At 70.9% G+C, this 14,550-nt stretch carries 18 protein-coding genes; 10 read left to right on the plus strand and 8 right to left on the minus strand.

Annotation, left to right across the window (positions count from 1 at the left end; all coding sequences use genetic code 11):
- The 3 genes from VMS22_19085 to VMS22_19095 all read left to right on the plus strand — a co-directional run.
- On the plus strand, positions 1-861 hold an 861-nt coding region (locus VMS22_19085), incomplete at its 5' end, for a zinc-binding dehydrogenase (protein HXJ36142.1).
- Positions 862-872: 11 nt separating this feature from the next.
- Positions 873-1,295: an ABA4-like family protein gene (locus tag VMS22_19090; GenBank protein ID HXJ36143.1), complete on the plus strand. Its 423-nt coding sequence runs from the start codon at positions 873-875 to the stop codon at positions 1,293-1,295.
- Positions 1,292-1,507, plus strand: a complete 216-nt coding sequence (locus VMS22_19095; GenBank protein HXJ36144.1) for a tetratricopeptide repeat protein — start codon at positions 1,292-1,294, stop codon at positions 1,505-1,507. Before VMS22_19090 ends, VMS22_19095 begins: the two co-directional genes overlap by 4 nt.
- A 150-nt stretch (positions 1,508-1,657) precedes the next feature.
- On the opposite strand, the gene VMS22_19100 is transcribed toward VMS22_19095, so the two are convergent.
- The 3 genes from VMS22_19100 to VMS22_19110 all read right to left on the minus strand — a co-directional run bounded on the left by VMS22_19100 (position 1,658) and on the right by VMS22_19110 (position 3,332).
- Positions 1,658-2,464 carry an NnrU family protein gene (locus tag VMS22_19100; protein HXJ36145.1) on the minus strand — a complete coding sequence of 269 codons (807 nt, stop codon included), beginning with the start codon at positions 2,462-2,464 and terminating at the stop codon, positions 1,658-1,660.
- Between the two features lie 19 nt (positions 2,465-2,483).
- Entirely contained in the window at positions 2,484-3,014 is a 531-nt protein-coding gene (locus VMS22_19105; GenBank protein ID HXJ36146.1) for a MarR family transcriptional regulator, read from the minus strand.
- A gap of 111 nt (positions 3,015-3,125) precedes the next feature.
- Positions 3,126-3,332, minus strand: a complete 207-nt coding sequence (locus tag VMS22_19110) for a hypothetical protein (protein HXJ36147.1) — start codon at positions 3,330-3,332, stop codon at positions 3,126-3,128.
- A 127-nt stretch (positions 3,333-3,459) separates the two neighbouring features.
- Between VMS22_19110 and VMS22_19115 the strand changes: the two genes are divergently transcribed.
- The 3 genes from VMS22_19115 to VMS22_19125 are packed head-to-tail and all read left to right on the plus strand — an operon-like array spanning position 3,460 to position 4,650.
- The gene (locus tag VMS22_19115; protein ID HXJ36148.1) at positions 3,460-4,020 is read left to right on the plus strand and encodes a sigma-70 family RNA polymerase sigma factor; all 561 of its coding nucleotides are present in this window, start codon (positions 3,460-3,462) and stop codon (positions 4,018-4,020) included.
- Positions 4,021-4,039: 19 nt separating this feature from the next.
- The gene (locus VMS22_19120; protein HXJ36149.1) at positions 4,040-4,255 is read left to right on the plus strand and encodes a hypothetical protein; all 216 of its coding nucleotides are present in this window, start codon (positions 4,040-4,042) and stop codon (positions 4,253-4,255) included.
- A gap of 11 nt (positions 4,256-4,266) precedes the next feature.
- Positions 4,267-4,650, plus strand: a complete 384-nt coding sequence (locus VMS22_19125; GenBank protein ID HXJ36150.1) for a hypothetical protein — start codon at positions 4,267-4,269, stop codon at positions 4,648-4,650.
- Here the strand turns inward: VMS22_19125 and VMS22_19130 are convergent.
- From VMS22_19130 to VMS22_19150, 5 genes are all read right to left on the minus strand, one after another.
- Positions 4,647-5,741, minus strand: coding sequence for a DUF1214 domain-containing protein (locus tag VMS22_19130; protein ID HXJ36151.1), 1,095 nt, complete (start codon positions 5,739-5,741; stop codon positions 4,647-4,649). The genes VMS22_19125 and VMS22_19130 overlap by 4 nt on opposite strands.
- A 206-nt stretch (positions 5,742-5,947) precedes the next feature.
- Entirely contained in the window at positions 5,948-6,121 is a 174-nt protein-coding gene (locus VMS22_19135) for a hypothetical protein (protein HXJ36152.1), read from the minus strand.
- Between the two features lie 9 nt (positions 6,122-6,130).
- The gene (locus VMS22_19140) at positions 6,131-6,529 is read right to left on the minus strand and encodes a hypothetical protein (protein ID HXJ36153.1); all 399 of its coding nucleotides are present in this window, start codon (positions 6,527-6,529) and stop codon (positions 6,131-6,133) included.
- Between the two features lie 72 nt (positions 6,530-6,601).
- Positions 6,602-8,287 carry an amidohydrolase family protein gene (locus VMS22_19145; GenBank protein HXJ36154.1) on the minus strand — a complete coding sequence of 562 codons (1,686 nt, stop codon included), beginning with the start codon at positions 8,285-8,287 and terminating at the stop codon, positions 6,602-6,604.
- Positions 8,277-9,368 carry an amidohydrolase family protein gene (locus tag VMS22_19150; protein ID HXJ36155.1) on the minus strand — a complete coding sequence of 364 codons (1,092 nt, stop codon included), beginning with the start codon at positions 9,366-9,368 and terminating at the stop codon, positions 8,277-8,279. The genes VMS22_19145 and VMS22_19150 overlap by 11 nt, the downstream gene beginning before the upstream one ends.
- A gap of 44 nt (positions 9,369-9,412) precedes the next feature.
- On the opposite strand from VMS22_19150, the gene VMS22_19155 reads away from it, so the two are divergent.
- From VMS22_19155 to mprF, 4 genes are read left to right on the plus strand one after another with little or no spacing between them, the layout of a single operon-like run.
- Positions 9,413-10,534 carry an amidohydrolase family protein gene (locus VMS22_19155; GenBank protein HXJ36156.1) on the plus strand — a complete coding sequence of 374 codons (1,122 nt, stop codon included), beginning with the start codon at positions 9,413-9,415 and terminating at the stop codon, positions 10,532-10,534.
- Positions 10,495-11,247: an AcvB/VirJ family lysyl-phosphatidylglycerol hydrolase gene (locus tag VMS22_19160; GenBank protein HXJ36157.1), complete on the plus strand. Its 753-nt coding sequence runs from the start codon at positions 10,495-10,497 to the stop codon at positions 11,245-11,247. Before VMS22_19155 ends, VMS22_19160 begins: the two co-directional genes overlap by 40 nt.
- Entirely contained in the window at positions 11,244-11,969 is a 726-nt protein-coding gene (locus VMS22_19165) for a DUF1003 domain-containing protein (GenBank protein HXJ36158.1), read from the plus strand. Before VMS22_19160 ends, VMS22_19165 begins: the two co-directional genes overlap by 4 nt.
- Before the next feature lies 1 nt (position 11,970).
- On the plus strand, positions 11,971-14,523 hold the full coding sequence (gene mprF / locus VMS22_19170; protein HXJ36159.1) for a bifunctional lysylphosphatidylglycerol flippase/synthetase MprF: 2,553 nt from the start codon (positions 11,971-11,973) through the stop codon (positions 14,521-14,523).
- Positions 14,524-14,550 lie beyond the last annotated feature (27 nt).

Raw genomic sequence — 14,550 nt, forward strand, 5'->3', positions numbered from 1 at the left:
GATCCGGTCGTGCTGACGCCGGTCGCGCCCTGCGGACAGTGCTACTGGTGCGTGCGCGGCGAGCCGGGCGTGTGCGTCAACGCCGGCATGATCCTCACGAACACCTTCCGCGACGGCACGACCGGGCTCTCGCGCGGCGGCGAGATCGTCTTCCGCGGCGTCGGCGTCGGCGGCTTCGGAGAATACGCCATCATGCCCGCCGCGGGCGCCATCAAGATTCCCGCCGGCGTGCCGCTCGACGTCGCATGCGTCATCGGGTGCGCCGTCCAGACCGGCGTCGGCGCGGTGCTGAACACGGCGCGCGTCGTGCCGGGGGCGTCCGTGCTCGTCATCGGGCTCGGCGGCATCGGGCTCTCGATCGTGCAGGGGGCGCGCGTGGCCGGCGCGGCGCGCGTCATCGTCGCCGACCCGGTCGCGGCGCGCCGGGAGGCCGCGAAACGGTTCGGCGCGACGGATCTCATCGATCCCGCCGCCTCCGACGTCCTCGCGCGCACCATGGAGCTGACCGGCATCGGCGTCGACTACGCGTTCGACGCCGTCGGGCGCGCCAGCCTCGTGCAGGTCTGTCTCGCGGCGTGTCGCAACGGCGGCACGACCGTCGCCGTCGGCGCAGCGCCGATGGAGGACGTCATCACGATCGCGCCCGCGGCCCTGTTCACGATCACCGAGAAGAAGCTCGTCGGGTGTACGCTCGGAAGCTGCAACTCGGTCCGCGACATCCCGCGCCTGATCGCGCTCTGGCAGGCGGGCCGGCTCGACCTGGATGGGCTCGTGACGGCGCGCCGTCCGCTGGCCGAGATCAACCAGGCGATGGACGACGTGCGCGCGAGCCGCGGCATCCGGACGATCCTGTCGATCTGAGGAGGCGCATCATGGATCCTGCGGCGATCTTCCGCGTGGTGAACGTGCTGCCGCTGCCGATCTGGTTCCTGTGGATGGCGGCGCCCAGCTCGGAACTCTCCCGCACGGTCGCCCGCGCGACCTGGCCGTGGGCGATCCTCGCGACGGCCTACCTCGTGTTCATCGCGATCGCGCTCACGTCGGGCGGCGCCTTCGATCCCGGCGCCTACGGGAGCCTCGAGGGCGTGATGAGGCTGTTCGACTCCCGCTGGGCCACGCTCGCCGGCTGGACGCACTACCTGTGCTTCGATCTCTTCGTGGCGCGCTGGATCATGAACGACGCGCCCGATGCCGGATACTGGCTCACCCCGATCCTCTTCTTGACGCTCATGTTCGGCCCGGTCGGCCTGCTCTGCTACCTCGCCGTGCGCGGCCCCCTGGGGTTCGACCGATGAGAGCGCTCGCGGCCATCGCCCTCGCCGTCACCCTCACCGCCTGCGGCAGCGGCGCCCAGGACCTGCTCGAAACCGCGCAGCTCGAAGAGATCCAGAAGAACCCCGCTCACGCCCGCCAGCTCTACGAGCAGATCGTCCGCGACCATCCCGACTCCCCCCAAGCAAAGACCGCCGCCGAGCGTCTGACCGCCCTCGGCTCCGCCGCCCAGTAGAGGGCCGCGAGCGCATGACGTCGCGAGGTCGGGGCCGAGGCGGAGGCGCCTGCGAAGCGGCGCGACGAAACGTTAGATCGTGACGCCGCTCGTGTGTTGTCGCGCGGCGGAGCCGAAGCCGAAGCCTCGGCCCCGACCTCGCGGCCCCGACTACGCGCTCCGCGGATGCGCGTCGAGCGAGCGGCGCCTGGTGACGCGCCGCGCGCGGACGAGCGCCTCGACCGTGAGGAGCGCCGCGCCACCCACGACGACGCCGATCACCCACGCCCCGCCCGACGAGAGGATCGCCGGGTGCACCCATCGCAAGTACACGGCCGCGATGATGCCCGTCGCGAAGTGGCCCCACGGCAGCTCGCTCGGCACGAGCTGCTGCCGCCCCGCGAGGATCGCCGCGAACGGGAGCGTCGAGGTGACGGCGAGGAAGCGCGCGTACGGGGCGCCGCGGAGCGCGAGGAGCTTGCGATCCTGGTGCCACGCGCCGAGACCCGCGAAGAGCGCGAGGCCGCCGAACGCGACCGTACCGACGAGGTGGGTCGCCAGCAGCATGTGCGCCGCGCCGAACAGGATCACGGCGGCGAAGAAGGAGTGACGGCTCACGCGCTCGAGCCCGCGAGGCTCGCCGTCGTGTCCCGCGGAATAGATCGCGTACGGTGAGGCCGCGTAGCGTGCGAGCGAGCCCAGCATGAGAAGCACCGACAGGCCGGAGAGCACGAGCAACAGCTCGCGCGCGACGGGGACGGTCGCCAGGGCGATGCCGGGCACGCCGTCGAAGCGCAGCCGCGCGTACGTGTTCACGAGCAGCGTGAACGCGACGGCGGCAACGACGCTGAAGAGGATGCCGAATCCGACCTCGCCGAAGCGCTCGACGAGCCGCGAGCGGACCGGCGCGGACGCGAGCCCGATGTGTGTCCCTCCGAACAGCAGCAGATAGATCGCGATCGTGACGGCCGGCTCCATGGTGTGCTCCCTTCGTGTTTCAGGCGCGCCCGCGACCGCCCTTCTGCGGCACGAGGACGCGCACGTTCATGAGACCCGTCGGATCCATCGGCTTGCCCTGTGTGAAGGCGCCTATCCCCGCGTCGACGACGGTGAAGAAGGCCTTCAGGGCGGCGATGCGCGCGACCACGAACGGCGGCGCCCCCCGCCCTTCGCCGAACGCCCGCTCCGCTTCACCCAGCGTCGCCAGCACCAGGCGGACGCACCAGCGAAAACGCCGCTCCATGATCTCCTGCAGGACGCGGAAGAAATCGGTCGCGGCCTCGTAGTGGTCGCGTCGCGAGCCCGGCTGGCGGCTGCGACGGACGAGATGCCAGTCGATCAGGCCGCGGATGTTGATCGAGACGTTGCTCTTGCTCTGCTCGAGCTCGGCCGCGATCTCGTCGAGCGAGAGCGGGCCTTCGCGGAAGTAGAGGAGCCCGAAGATGCGCCCCTGGAGCTGCGAGAGCACGCCCGAGGACGCGGCCGCGGTGCCGATGCCGTCGACGAAGATGCCGGTCGCTCGATCCATCCCCTACGTTGCGTACGTTTAGAATATTCTGAACGTTCTGTCAACAGGCATTTTGGATGGTGATGGCCGTTAGGACAGCACCCTCGGGTGGGATCGCATACGGGTCGGCCACTAGGCCGCGCGGCGGATCGGGACCACCCTGACGGCCGCGCGCTCGCGCGGCTTCCGGGTCCGGCGGGCCTCGCCGACCACGAGGGCTGCGACCGCGAACACCCCCACCAGACCCGCGATGGCCACCCACGCGAACTCCGCGCACAGCGCGCCAGCGAAGGCGGGAACCAGGCCCGGAGCGATCGGATCGATGTAGGCCGGAAACATCCTCGTGCTCCTCTCCTCGGGCGCGACGCGCACCCGATCCGCCCCGCAGTACCCGCGGGCCGGCCCGAAGGTTCAGCCGGCTCGATTGAACCTTCCCGGCGGCTCCGGGGTAGAGGGGGTGTGACGCATGAGAGCCGTCTCCGGGGAGAGCGACGAGCGTCTCTTCGCCGCCTACGTGGCGGGCGACGTCGCGGCCCACGAGGCGCTCTTCCGCCGCTACCAGGAGCGGCTCCGACGCTACCTCGAGCGGATGCTGGGCGAGCGGGCGGCGGCCGAGGGCGTGACCATCGAGACGTTCCTGCGCCTGCATCGCCACCGCCGTCGCTTCCGCGCAGGAACGTCGGTGCGCGCGTGGATCTTCACCATCGGCCGCAACCTGGCGCGCAACCGTCTCCGCGCGCAGCGGCTCTGGGGTTGGTTTCCTCTGAGCTCCGCCGACGCCGCGACGACCGCACCGCCGCCCGAATCGACAGGCGAGGTCCGCGAGCGGGTTGCCGCCGCCTTCGCCGCCCTTCCCGCCGTGCAGCGGGAGGTGTGCGCGCTGCGGCTTGTCGCCGGGCTCAGCCTGGAGGAGATCGCGGCGACGACCGGCGCGTCGATCGGCACGGTGAAGTCGCGTCTCTTCTACGGTCTGCGCAGGCTGCGCGCCCTTCTGGGAGACCTGGCGCCCGGAGGGACATCGGGATGACGAACGAAAGGAGCGTTGCATGAGCGTGCGCGACACGATCCGCCGCGCGAGCGAGGGCCCCGCGCGCGACCTCTGGCCGCGACTGCGGGCGCGCCTCGACGAGGCCGACGGCCGGGTGGAGATCCGCCTCCCCGGCATCACCTGGGTGGAGATGAGCGCGATGGCCGCGGCCGCCGCGATGCTCGTCTTCGTGCCCGAGCCGGCGCGCTTCCTCGCGGCGTGCGGGCTTCTCTGAGGGCGCCCGCGATGCGACGCAACGAGCTCCTCGCCTACGTCGTCGGGGCGGCGGTCGCCGGAACGCTGCTCGTGGGGCCGTACATCGGACGCTCGATCATCGCCGTCTTCGTTCCGGTCGTGCCGTACGTGCCGTTCTTCCTGCTCCCCATCGTATGGGGCGTCTGGAACTGGCTGTACGTCCGGCTCGAGCTGCGACTCGACATCGGCGCGTGGGGCTCGGCGCTGGGCGTCGTCCTCGGCCTCGGCGTCGACGCGCTCTTCTACGCGCGCGGGACCTGGTTCGACGCCGCGGCGCTCCTGCCGGTCTTTCTCGCGATCCTGTACTTCCTCTTCTGGCGTCTCATCGTGGGCCCGCTCGACGAAGCGCTCGGAGCGACACCGGGCGGGCGCTAGCGCGGAACGTCGGCCAGCTTGACGACGCGCGCGGTCGGGCGCGCCGGCACCTCGGCGGGCAGGAACCAGCGGAACCACAGGATGCCCTGCCCGTGCCCGGCGGTGGAGAGCCAGTTCGGGTGCCGGGGATCGCGCCGTGCGACGACCACGCGCCATGAGCCGTCCCTCTCGTAGCGCACCTGTCCGCCGTTGATGGTGCAACGGTGATACCGGTAGTCGTACGTGCACAGGAAGGCGTTCCACAGGCAGAGATTCCAGAACGCGCAGTCGGGCGAGCGGCCCTCGATCACGAGCGCCTCGTCCTCGGCGAGCTCCCAGCGACCGAGCGCATACGCGACGTCCGGTGCGGCCCAGCCGTAGGTCACCGCTTGCTGGATGTACGGCTCCTGCACCGCGTTCGGGTCGAACGGCGTCGGGATCGGGCAGATGTTCAGCAGGTCGCGGATGAAGTTCGCCGTGCGGCGCAGGCGCGCGGCGAGGTCGGCGTCGGTCGTCGGAGGCGGCGGCGGCGCCGGGTCGACGGCTTCGATCGTGTACGTCGCCTGCTGGCCGCGCGTGGGATCGATCAGGTAGTCGCGCGTCACGAGGGCGACGGCGTCGGGCTCGAGCTTGATCCAGTTCCCGCGGTGCTCCTTCGGCGACACGATGATCTCGAAGGTCTGGCCCGGTCCGAACGTCATCTCGCGGTTGTTGATCTTCGAGACGATGCGGTTCGACCAGCGACCGTCGGTCGGCCCGCCATACACGCAGAGCGACAGGTAGACCGCGTCGCCCATCCGACCGTGCACGCGGTAGGTACGCGACGGATCGACGGGCGCGAAGTAGTAGTACGCGTCGGCGTTGTCGCCGCCGAACTTGCGCGTCGGCGAGACGATCTTCACGAATTCGGGTCGCGCTGCGTCGGCGACGACGTAGCACTCGAGCGCGACGGAGAACACGTCGACGAGCCAGCGATAGCCCTCGACGACCGACGCGTCGTCGGGCACGGCACGCGATCCCTCCAGGAACTGCTGATCGGCGTCGCGGAGCACGTCGAGCAGCTCGCGGAATGCGGCGCCGCTCTCGTAGCGTCGGGGGGCGGGGGTCGTCATGGACGCTGCATGTCGTCCGCTTCGCGGCGAAAGGCAAGCCGCGACGGCTCGACGCGCGCCCCGTCCGTTGCAGGCGTGGCCTTCGCTGCCGTCCGGATGGGTGACACGCGAGCAATCGCCGTTGCAGCACAAAGGACCGGCCACAGCGCGATCGACCCGTCAACGATCCTTTGCCGGGATGCGGAGCTCGTCGTGGCGATTCGCATTCACTGGGACGGCGGGCACGCCGTAGCGCGCGGCGCGTCTGTCGCGACGAGTCGCCGTCCTTCCCGCACCGACACCGATCCGCCGAACGAGAGGCAGTCACGCCGCTCGCCGAGCGTGAGGACGGCGTCCACGGCATCGAGACCGGCATCGAGCGCGAACGCGAGGCCCGCCACCCTTGCCCTTCACGACGATGCGCTTGTTCCGATGTCGTGGTCCGACGCGAACGCCACGTTCAGCTGGGCACCACCGGCGCAGTCGATCCGCCCACCGGAACACCCCCCCGCCGGCGTGATGCACGCGAAGCCGATGCCCGGAATGGTCTCGACCGGATCGATGTGGTCGGCGGTGCACGTGCACGCGCCCTGCCCGGTCATGGGATCGATCGCGGCGCAGTCGATGTCGATCGCGCCCGAGAGCTGGAAGAAGTCGAAGAAGACCGCGGTCTCGAACAGGAACCCGCTCGTGTCGTGGTCGAGCACGCACGTCTGGTGTCCGATCGCCGGGGGGAACGGCTGCGCAGTCGCGGCCGCGTCGAGCGCGAGCGCGAGCGCGGCGGCCGACACGAATCGGCGGATGGCCATGGGTGCCGACCCTCGCACACCCATGGCTCGCTCGGCCCTCGCATGAAATGGGGAGGGCCGCTGGCGTCGATCCTACGCGCGGCCTCCGCGCAGGAGGCGTCCGGGCAGCGCGCCGTCGGCCTTCACGGCATCCCGTCCGCCCTCGCGCACGACGACCCCGTTCACGACCACGGCGTTGATCCCGAACGCGTCGGCGACCAGGCGATCCGCGCCCGCCGGCAGGTCGTGCACGCGCCGGAGCTTCGAGCACCCGACGGTGTCGGGATCGAAGACCGTGACGTCGGCGGCGAGCCCGGGCGCGAGGCGCCCGCGGTCCTGGATGCCCATCACGTCGGCGACGCGCGAGGTGAGCATGCGCACCGCCTGTTCCAGCGTCAGCGTCCCCTTCTCGCGCACCCAGTGACCCAGCAGGTGCGTCGAGAAGCACGCGTCGCAGAGCTGGCTCGCGTGCGCGCCGGCGTCCGAGAGGCCGATCATCGTGTTCGGGTGTACGAGCAGCTCGGCCACCTCGTCCTCGTCGAAGTTGACGACCGACATCCGGAAGCGCGCCGCGAGATCCGACGCCAGCGCGAGGTCGAGCATCAGGTCGACGGGATCCGTGCCGCGCTCGCGTGCGACCACCTCCATGCCACGCTCCTCGAGCGACGGTTCGGGCGGATAGTACGACACGACCATGCGCTCCCACGAGAAGGCGAACACGCCCGCCATCCGCGTCGCCAGCTCGTCGCGCATGCGCTGGCGGAAGGCGGGATCGCGGTAGGCGCGGATGCGACCCTCGCGGTCCTCGCCGGCGATCGTGCGGAACGCACCCATGCTCTCGAAGATGAACGGCTCGGCCAGGTCGAACTCGAAGTTGAGCGGCCGGCACGCCACCTGCGGGACCACCGGAATGCCCTGCTTCACGATCGCCTCGGACTGCTCGAGGAACATGCGGTGCGAGCCCGGGCCCATCATGCCCGCGAGCAGCGCCGTCCACGTGAGCGTGCGGCCGGTCTCGGTCGCGAGCTGGGTGAACTGCTCGAAGAAGAGCCCGGGGCCCGCCGTCATCTGGAGGACGCCGCGGCCGAGCTCGCCGAGCGCACCCGCGACCTGCCGCAGCTCCTCGAACTCCGCCACGCGGCTCGGCACGGGCTTGCCCGCGTAGCCGACGTGGGTCGGCGCCTTCGACGACGCGAAGCCGATCGCGCCGGCCGCGACCGCGTCCCGGACGATCGCGCGCATGCGCGCGATCTCGTCGTCGGTCGCGGGACGCTCGGTCGCCTCCTCGCCCATCACGTAGAGGCGCACGGGCGTGTGCCCGATCAGGGCGCCGACGTTGATCGCCATGCCGCGGCGCTCGACGGCGTCCAGGTATTCCGGGAACGTCTCGAACGGCCAGTCCGAGCCGCAGCCGGCCTCGAGGCACGCGAGGCTCATGCCCTCGACCTTCTCGAGCGTGCGCAGGATGAGACCGCGATGCGCCGGCCGCGTGGGCGCGACGCCGAAGCCGCAGTTCCCCATGACGACCGTCGTGACGCCGTGCCAGGGCGAGATCGAGAGCATCCGGTCCCACAGGATCTGTGCGTCGTAGTGCGTGTGGATGTCGATGAAGCCGGGGGCGACGACGCGGCCGCCGGCGTCGATCGTGCGCTCGGCGCGTGCGGAGACGTGGCCGAGGGCGACGATGCGCCCGTCCTTCACCGCGACGTCGCCGGTGTAGGCCGGCGCGCCGGTCCCGTCGACGATGCTGCCGCCGCGGATCAGGAGATCACAGTCCATAGAGCCTCGCGACGTTGTCGTGCAGGACGAGATCGCGCGTCGCCTGCGGGAGCGCCCCTGCCTGCTCGCGCAGCACGTCCTGCGACCACGGCCAGGTCGAGTCGCTGTGCGGGAAGTCGTTGCCCCACATGAGGCGCTCGGGATTCTGGAGGTGCACCGTCTGGAAGGCCGCCCAGTCGTCCTGGAACGTCACGTAGATGTGGTCGCGGAAGAACTCGCTCGGCAGGCGCGAGAGCCCCTGGTGCCGGAGGTACTGGTGGCGCTTGTAGTAGTGGTCCATGCGATACATCCAGTGCGGCACCCAGCCGGCGTCGGCCTCGACGCACACGATGCGGAGCCTCGGATGGCGCTCGAAGACGCCGCCGAAGATGAGCATCCCCATGATGTCCTGGTTGGCGCGGATGATCGCGACTGCGTGGTTCATGAACGGACCGCGCGCGCGGGAGAAGGCGTCCGGCGTCGTGAGGATGTGGAAGGAGAGCGGCAGGCCGATCTCGATCGCGGCTTCCCAGAACGGGTCGTAGATCGGATCGTGGTAGTCGGACTGTCCGGGCACGCCGGGCAGCATGACGCCGCGGAGCCCGAGCGCCTTGATCTCCTTCAGATCCTCGATGCCTTCCTGCGGCGTGCGCATCGCCGTCTGGCCGACGCCGACGAGGCGCGCCGGGTCGGTCCCGCAGTACTCCGCCATCCAGCGGTTGAACGCGCGCATATACGTGCGCTTGTAGTCGAGGTCCTTGTGGTTGCAGAGCACCATGCCGACGGTGGGATAGAGGACCTCGGCCGCGACGCCGTCGCGATCCTGGTCGGCGGCGCGTCCCGCCGGATCCCAGCCGCTGCGATACCAGTCCTCGAAGCGACCCGAGAGCGAGATGTCCTCGGCCTTCTTGCCGGCCGCGGCAACGAGACCGATCGGAATCATCGAGTTCATCCCGGGAATGACGTAGACGTCGCCGCCGTTGTCGTTGCGCTGGACGTGCGGGGCGTCGTCCTTGTCGCGCGCGGCGACGAATTTGCGGTACGTCTCGGGGTGTTCGGTCACGTGCGAATCCGCGGAAATGATGGGTCGCGCCGTCAACATGCCGTCCTTGCTCCCACGGTTGGCTCCGTGAAATCAAGGTGTCGATGGGACGCCGCTACGAGCTGATCTCCGCCGACTCCCACGTGCTCGAGCCGCCGCACCTGTGGACGGAGTACCTGCCGCGCAAGTTCCACCCGAAGGCGCCTCGCGTCGTGCCCGACGGCGACGGCGGCGAGGCCTGGCAGTTCGCGCCCGACGTGCCGCCGGCGCCGATCGGCATCTACGCCTCGGCCGGCCGGGCGCACGACGACGTGCGCTGGACCGGGGTCACCTTCGCCGGGGCGAACCAGGGCAACTTCCGTGGCGACGTGCGGCTCCAGGAGATGGACGCGGACGGCGTCGACGCGGAGGTGCTGTACGGCTCGGCGCGGATGCTCTCCCACTTTTTCTCGGATCCCGATCCCGCGTTCCATCTGGCCGGCGTCCAGGCCTACAACACGTGGCTCGCCGAGGCCTTCGTGAAGGTGGCGCCGGATCGACTGGTGGGGCTCGCGGCGATGCCGGCGCTCGGCGTCGACGCCTGCATCCAGGAGCTCGAGCGCTGCCTCGCGCTCGGTCTTCGCGGCGCCTGGCTTCTGACCCTGCCGTCGACCGGTGCGGCGATCCGACCCGAGGACGACCCCTTCTGGGACGCCGCGCAGGCGCTCGGCGTGGCCGTGCACTTCCACGTGCGCATCATGCGCCAGGTGACGCGTCCCCATCCGAAGGGCGTACGGGGCGACACGCTCTGGGGCCTCGCGGGCAACGGTGCGCAGGCCTTCCTCACCGATCTGCCGGAGATCATCGTGTCGGGCGTGCACGACCGCTTCCCGCGTCTAACCTGGGTGGCGGCCGAGACCGGCGCGGGCTGGATCCCCTACATCCTCGAGCAGCTCGACGACCGCTGGTGGCGCAACCGCTCCTGGCTCCCCGTGGCGCTCCGCCACGAACCGAGCCACTACTTCCGGCGGAACTGGCGCGCCACCTTCATGATCGATCACGTGGCGGTCGAGAACCGGGACGACGTCGGCATCGACAATCTCATGTGGTCGACGGACTATCCGCATCACGGATGCGACTGGCCGCAGACGCGCCGCGTGACCGCCGCGCTCATGCGCGACGTTCCCGCCGACGATCGGCGGAAGCTATGCGCCCTCAACGCCGCATCGCTCTACGGGCTCGGATAGCGGCCTGCATCGCCGTCGCCGCGCTGGCCGCGTCCGCCCGCGCCGACGAGCCGCCGCCCTGGCCCGCCGCCGCCGAGGCGCTCTCGCTCCCGCTGACGATCGTTCCGGCGACGGGCGCGGCGCGGGCGCTGCTCGTCTTCTTCTCGGGCGACGGTGGCTGGGCGGCGGTCGACCAGGAAGTGTCGAGCGGGCTCGCGGCTCGCGGCGTCGCGACGATCGGCTGGAGCTCGCTGCGGTACTTCGCGACGACGCAGTCCCCGGTGCGCGTGGCCGAGGACCTGCGACGCCTGCTCCGCGTCCTCGAGCCGGCGGGCCTTCCGATCTTCGTCGGTGGCTACTCCTTCGGAGCCGAGGTGGCACCGGTCGTGCTCGCCGGCGAGTGGTCCGCCGCCGAGAGGAAGCGGATCGCGGGGCTCCTCCTGCTCGCACCGGGCGCGAGCGCGAGCTTCCGCGTCAACCCGCTCGACTGGATCCGCGATCCCCCCGTCGACCCGAAGCACCGGATCGACGACGCCGCCCGGCGCCTGGGCGGCCTCCGCACCCTGTGCGTCACCGGCGTCGACGACACGACGTCGGCATGCGGCGCGCTGGCCGACGTTCCGGGCGTGACGGTTGCGCGCGTGCCGGGCACGCACCATTTCGAGAACGGGATCCCCGCCGTGATCGACGCGGCGACGACCCGCCTGTTCATGCCAGCACTGGAGGAGCGATGAGCGCCAATGCGACGATGGAGGTCCAGGAACGAACGTGCTGCCTGTGCGAACGCACGGGCCGGCGGTCGACGATGATTGCGGCGGCGATGGTCCGGCCGCAGGTGGCGGCGCACATCGCGCAGCACTACCCCGACAAGTGGACGGGCGCCGGCTACCTCTGCCGGAACTGTCTCAACACCGAGCGACTCGACTACGTCACCGCCCGGCTCACCCAAGAGAAGGGTGCACTCTCCACGGTCGAGGAGGAGGTCGCCAAGAAGGCGGGCCTGCACCTCACGATCGCGCGCAACATCGACGCCCAGTTCCAGGAGGGCCTCACGGTCGGCCAGGCGGCCGCCGACACCGTCGCCCGCATCGGCGGCTCGTGGGTGTTCGTTATCGGATTCCTCGTCTTCCTGGTCCTCTGGATGGCGTTCAACACCTTCGTGCTGCGGCAGACGTCGTTCGATCCCTATCCCTACATCCTCCTGAACCTCGTGCTCTCGTGCATCGCCGCGCTCCAGGCCCCGATCATCATGATGTCGCAGAACCGGCAGAGCGAGCGCGATCGCGTCGAATCGACCCACGACTATGAGACGGACTTGAAGGCCGAGATCGAGATCGCGAGCCTCCACGACAAGATCGACCACCTGCTGCACGCGCAGTGGGAGCGGATGGTGGAGCTGCAGGAGATGCAGATCGACCTCCTGACCGAGATCGCCGGGCGACCGCGACGGCTCTGACGTGCTCTGGCGGCTGCGCCATCTGACGCCGCTGGTCGGCGTCGCGCTGTTCGGCGCCGCGCTCTGGCTGCTCCATCACGCGCTGCGCGGGGTCAACTACCACGACGTCGTGCGCGTGCTGCGGGCCCTCCCACACCGGCAGGTGGCCCTCGCCGTGCTCACGACCGCCGCCGGCTACTTCTGCCTGACGCTCTACGACACCCTCGCGTGTCGCTATGCGGGCCACGCGCTCCCGTACCGGCGCACGGCGTTCGCGTCGTTCGTCGGCTACGCGTTCAGCCACACGCTCGGCGTCCCGGTGCTCTCGGGCGGCGCCGTGCGCTACCGCCTGTATTCGGCCTGGGGGCTCTCGGCCGCGGACCTGGCGATCGTGATCGCGTTCAACGGCTTCACGTTCTGGCTCGGGTTCGCCGGGCTCGGCGGCCTCCTGTTCCTCGTCCACCCGCCCGCGATCCCGGCAGCGCTCGCCCTGCCGCTGCACTCGATCCGCGGCATCGGGGCCGCGCTGGTCGTGCTGGTCGCCGCGTATCTTCTCTTCACGGCGCTGCGCCGCACGCCGGTCGTCGTGCGCGGCACCGAGGTCGCGGTGCCGGCGCCGCGGATGGCCGTCGCCCAGCTCGTCGTCTCGACGCTCGACTGGATCTTCGCCGGCGCGACGCTCTGGGCGCTGCTTCCGGCGACCCCGCACCTCTCGCTGCCGACCCTACTCGGCGTCTTCCTGCTCGCGCAGAGTGCCGGCCTCGCGAGCCACGTGCCGGGCGGGCTCGGCGTCTTCGAGACGGCGATCCTCCTCCTGCTCGCGCCGCCGCTCGCGCCGCGCGACGTCCTGGGCTCGCTGCTCGCGTTCCGCGCCGTGTACTACTTCGCTCCGCTGGCGCTGGCGGCGCTGGCGCTCGGCGCGCACGAGCTGGGGCTCCGGCACACGACCTTCCGGCGCGTCACGCACCTCCTCGAGGACTGGGGATCGGCGGTGGTCCCGCAGGTGCTGGCGATCGCCGCGTTCCTGTCGGGGACGATCCTCCTCTTCTCCGGCGCGACGCCCGGCATCCCGTCGCGCCTGGCGTTGCTCGACGACGTGCTCCCGCTGGCGGTGCTGGAGGCATCGCACTTCCTCGGCAGCCTCGCCGGGGTGGGCCTCATCGTTCTCGCGCGCGATCTCCAGCGCCGGCTCGATGCCGCCTACCTCGCGACCGCGGCGCTCCTCGTGGCCGGCATCGCGTTCTCGCTCCTGAAGGGCGCCGACTACGAGGAGGCGCTCATCCTGACGGTCACGCTCGTCGCGCTGCTCCCGTGCCGCCGCCAGTTCTATCGCCACACGGCGCTGCTCGCCGAGCGGCTGACGCCGGCGTGGACGGCCGCGGTGGTGCTGGTGGTCGGCGCGTCGGTGTGGCTGTACCTCTTCGCGCACCGCCATACGGCCTACGCCCACGAGCTCTGGTGGCGGTTCGAGCTCGCCGCGAGCGCGCCGCGCGCGCTGCGCGCCACGACCGGCGCCGTCATCGCCGCGCTCTTCGCCGGGGTGTGGATGCTCCGCCGCCCCGTCGCGTCCGACCCCGAGCTGCCCGCCCCCGCCGATCTCGACCGTGCGCAGGCGGTCGTGGTCGCGAGCCCGAGCACGATGAGCCATCTCGCGCTCCTCGGCGACAAGCATCTGCTCTTCAGCGACAGCGGCCGCGCGTTCGTCATGTACGGCGTCGAGGGCCGGAGCTGGGTCGCGCTCGGTGATCCCGTCGGGCCCGACGACGAGGCGACCGAGCTCGCCTGGCGCTTTCGCGAGCTGTCCGATCGGCACGACGGCTCGACCGTGTTCTACCAGGTCGAGGCGGCACGCCTGCCGCTCTACCTCGACCTCGGCCTCACCCTCTTGAAGCTCGGCGAGGAGGCCCGCGTGCCGCTCGCCGACTTCGGCCTCGAAGGCGGCGCCCGCAAGGGACTTCGGCAGGCGGTGCATCGCGTGCGCGACGACGGCTACGAGGTGACGGTGGTGCCGGCGGTCGACGTCGGGCGTCTCATGGACGAGCTGCGCGCCGTCTCCGACCTCTGGCTCGCCGAGAAGCACACGCGCGAGAAGGGCTTCTCCCTCGGCTTCTTCGCGTCCGACTACCTGCGCCGCTGCCCGGTGGCGGTCGTGCGGCGCGCGGGGGCGACCGTCGCCTTCGCGAACCTGTGGCTCGGCGCCGGGAAGGACGAGCTGTCGATCGACCTCATGCGCCACCGTCCCGACGCGCCGAGCGGCGTCATGGACTTCCTGTTCGCCGAGCTGATGGCGTGGGGAAAGGCCGAGGGCTACGCCTGGTTCAACCTCGGGATGGCGCCGCTCTCGGGGCTCGAGGACCGCGCGCTCGCACCGCTATGGAATCGGGTCGGTGCGATGGTGTTCCGTCACGGCGAGCACTTCTACAACTTCCAGGGGGTGCGCGCGTACAAGGAGAAGTTCCACCCGACGTGGATGCCCCGCTACCTCGCGTCGCCGGGCGGCCTCACGCTGCCGCGCGTGCTGGTGAACGTCGCGGCGCTCATCTCGGGTGGGCTCCGCGGCGTGTTCGCGAAGTAGCCGGACGCTGCGCTCGCCTCACGCAGC

Source organism: Candidatus Eisenbacteria bacterium, assembly GCA_035577985.1.
In the GTDB taxonomy this organism is placed as follows: domain Bacteria; phylum Desulfobacterota; class Binatia; order DP-6; family DP-6; genus DATJZY01.

What these genes read in the sequence shown, in the direction of transcription:
- VMS22_19110 (HXJ36147.1), bottom strand. Translation starts at nt 3,332, where the DNA reads ATGTTTCCGGCCTACATCGATCCGATCGCTCCGGGCCTGGTTCCCGCC.
- VMS22_19160 (HXJ36157.1), top strand. Translation starts at nt 10,495, where the DNA reads ATGCGCCCTCAACGCCGCATCGCTCTACGGGCTCGGATAGCGGCCTGC.
- VMS22_19145 (HXJ36154.1), bottom strand. Translation starts at nt 8,287, where the DNA reads ATGGACTGTGATCTCCTGATCCGCGGCGGCAGCATCGTCGACGGGACC.
- VMS22_19125 (HXJ36150.1), top strand. Translation starts at nt 4,267, where the DNA reads ATGCGACGCAACGAGCTCCTCGCCTACGTCGTCGGGGCGGCGGTCGCC.
- VMS22_19115 (HXJ36148.1), top strand. Translation starts at nt 3,460, where the DNA reads ATGAGAGCCGTCTCCGGGGAGAGCGACGAGCGTCTCTTCGCCGCCTAC.
- VMS22_19130 (HXJ36151.1), bottom strand. Translation starts at nt 5,741, where the DNA reads ATGACGACCCCCGCCCCCCGACGCTACGAGAGCGGCGCCGCATTCCGC.
- VMS22_19140 (HXJ36153.1), bottom strand. Translation starts at nt 6,529, where the DNA reads ATGGCCATCCGCCGATTCGTGTCGGCCGCCGCGCTCGCGCTCGCGCTC.
- VMS22_19155 (HXJ36156.1), top strand. Translation starts at nt 9,413, where the DNA reads ATGGGACGCCGCTACGAGCTGATCTCCGCCGACTCCCACGTGCTCGAG.
- VMS22_19095 (HXJ36144.1), top strand. Translation starts at nt 1,292, where the DNA reads ATGAGAGCGCTCGCGGCCATCGCCCTCGCCGTCACCCTCACCGCCTGC.
- VMS22_19120 (HXJ36149.1), top strand. Translation starts at nt 4,040, where the DNA reads ATGAGCGTGCGCGACACGATCCGCCGCGCGAGCGAGGGCCCCGCGCGC.
- VMS22_19090 (HXJ36143.1), top strand. Translation starts at nt 873, where the DNA reads ATGGATCCTGCGGCGATCTTCCGCGTGGTGAACGTGCTGCCGCTGCCG.
- VMS22_19100 (HXJ36145.1), bottom strand. Translation starts at nt 2,464, where the DNA reads ATGGAGCCGGCCGTCACGATCGCGATCTATCTGCTGCTGTTCGGAGGG.
- VMS22_19105 (HXJ36146.1), bottom strand. Translation starts at nt 3,014, where the DNA reads ATGGATCGAGCGACCGGCATCTTCGTCGACGGCATCGGCACCGCGGCC.
- VMS22_19165 (HXJ36158.1), top strand. Translation starts at nt 11,244, where the DNA reads ATGAGCGCCAATGCGACGATGGAGGTCCAGGAACGAACGTGCTGCCTG.
- VMS22_19150 (HXJ36155.1), bottom strand. Translation starts at nt 9,368, where the DNA reads ATGTTGACGGCGCGACCCATCATTTCCGCGGATTCGCACGTGACCGAA.